This window comes from Bradyrhizobium sp. Mp27 (assembly GCF_029953005.1).
Taxonomy (GTDB): Bacteria; Pseudomonadota; Alphaproteobacteria; order Rhizobiales; family Xanthobacteraceae; genus Bradyrhizobium; species Bradyrhizobium barranii.
Genome location: NZ_JASAUS010000404.1, coordinates 1 through 2,341 on the forward strand (window position 1 = coordinate 1; position 2,341 = coordinate 2,341).

General features: G+C 61.0%; 1 protein-coding gene and 1 pseudogene. Both read right to left on the minus strand.

The window, feature by feature from the left end:
• Nucleotides 1-461: 461 nt before the first annotated feature.
• Complete coding sequence (locus QJT78_RS50285; protein ID WP_162136573.1) at nt 462-1,433, minus strand: zincin-like metallopeptidase domain-containing protein; 972 nt, start codon at nt 1,431-1,433, stop codon at nt 462-464.
• Nucleotides 1,434-2,104: 671 nt separating this feature from the next.
• Nucleotides 2,105-2,341 (minus strand): annotated as a pseudogene (locus QJT78_RS50290) (hypothetical protein); the annotation flags it as partial.

Sequence of the window (2,341 nt, forward strand, 5' to 3'; positions counted from 1 at the left end):
TTGTTCCATCGCCTTCAGTCTCCTCTCGGCTCTCTGACAAGCCAAGGATCGCAGAGCGAAAGCCGAAGCGAAACCAGTCAATCAAATGGGAGAAAAGCTCCGCTTACGCTTCACTGCATGCGGTTCGGGAAACGCCTTGAAGGGATCAACCATGGTCGGCTCCATGATGCGCTGCACGCGCTCTGCTTGGACCCTCCAATAGGCTGAGTCGTCAGAATCGCTTCCGGCTAAATTTCCACCTCGCCCGATTGACTCCAAGGCGACTCGGACACCGCAGAATTCGGGCGCAAATTGCGTCCTTGCGCCCGAATCGAGAGCGTCAAGGGCTGGTAAACAAAGGGTTAATCATCTCGCAGGCGCGGGCCGAGATAGCGATTATTTGGCGTCCTAATGACCGATCGGAAACGCCATGTAGCGCGGCACACAGGCGGCGGCCGCACGCGGCTCATCGAGGGCGCGGCTCAGGGCGCCCTCGCCTTCGCTGCGGCCGCTCGGTTGTCTTCGCTGAACGCGAGCAGAAAATCGGCGGCCTTGGAGGCTTTGCTTGCGGCCCGAAAAATTGCGCGGCTGTCGCTGCGGAGCACGTCCAGCCATGAACCGAGATAGTCGGCATGCCGGACCGTCGGCTTGATGGAGAGCGCGGCGCAGACAAAAGCGGCGGTCAACTCGGCGACCAATTCCTCATGGGCGTAAGGTTTCGAGCCGAAGGTACCCGTGAGGTCGCGGTTCAACCGGTTGGGATGGCCGGTCCAGTGTCCGAGCTCATGAAAGAGCGTCCGATAGAAGTTGATCTGCTCGAAGAATGCCGGCTGTGGCGGGATGTGAACGGTATCTGCCAGCGGCAGATAGAATGCGTCCGCGCCGCCGATGCGGATATCGGCAAGCGTTGCCTTGGCGAGCGCCTCGGCCTGCGGCACGAGCTGCCGCTCGGGCAGTTCGGGTGACGCGAGGCTGAGATCGGCCGGCAATTGGTCGCATTGATCCAGATTGAAAACCGTGTAGCGGCGCAGGAAGGGAATACTTGCCTCCCCCTCCTCCGCCTGCCCCTCTGTGCCTCGGCGCGCAGAATCTTGCGCGCGCTTGGGGACGAAGCGGTCGGCATAACAGACCGTCGTGCCATGCTCTCCTTTGCGTACGGTGCCGCCGAGGGCTGATGCCTGATTGAAGGTGAGCCACCTTTGAGAGGTGAAGCCGGATTCAAACATCTTGCCCCACAGGATCAGGATATTGATCCCGGAATAGGGATTGCCGGTCGCGGCATTGCTGGGCAACGCAAACGCCTTGCTCTCACCACTCGCGCCCCAGGGTCGCGCCCATGGGAAGGTGCCGGCCTCCAGGTCGGCGATGATGTGCGAGGTGATTTCTTCGTAGAGGCTCGGTTTGGTCGCTGTCGTGCAATCAATCTTGCGGCCCTTGGCCATGATGATCTCCATCCACTCTTCTTCCGCAACCTGCCCCCGGAAGGCGGGGTGGGCGGCGAAGAGCGACCGGAAAGCCCCGAACGCCTGAGGTGGGCCGCACCGGAACGGCCGGAGCGCGAGCGGAGGACCGCGCCATTATCATGATCGTCCTGGAGGAGCAGAGAGGGGCGCGGTTGCGGCTCACCGGTTCGGGGCTATGCGGGAGCGCCGCCCACCCCGTCTTCGGGGGTAAAAACAAGCGCAGGCCGCTTGCGGCCGGCTTCATCAAAGAGCGCCTCCGGCGACAATTCTGCTGTGTGGATTATCGCGTCAAGTCACTCGTCAGATTTGGAGATATCGGACGACGACTCCATCATGGTCCTACGCCAGGGATTGAAGCCCGCAGGCCGAGACCGAAAGGGTCGGTTCATATGTGGACGGCCCCCGACTTGCAAGGACGGTTCTAGCAGCTTGCTCGGATCGCTTGCGCTCATATGTCCGGCCTGTTTTCGGGTCTTACGACCACCGGCCAAGATGGGCTCCGCGGACAGTGAGATCCAAATACGAGAGCGGCATTTTCTGCCGGTAAACCGAGCGGAGCATTTTACTAACCGGCTCGCGCCGAACGTACCACCTCTTACTATCCTGCAAGTTCCGCCCTTAGTGTCAAACCTGCCGGTCTGGCGCCAAGCTCTGCTTTTCGTTCAAGTCTCTGTCGGCATCGGCATGACGCTGCTTGCAGGTCGATACCGCTCGCGGCTGACCATCAGTTTCCAGGCAATCCGCGCCAGCTTGTTTGCCAACGCTATGGCCCCTAGCTTCAGCGGCTTGCGTGTGTTTCGGCATGGAATAAGGACCCCGTTTTCGGGGTGATCGGCATCCAATCGGGACCCCGGGATAAGGGTCCACAGTGGCTTCCATCGAGTCATGGAAGCCGAGGT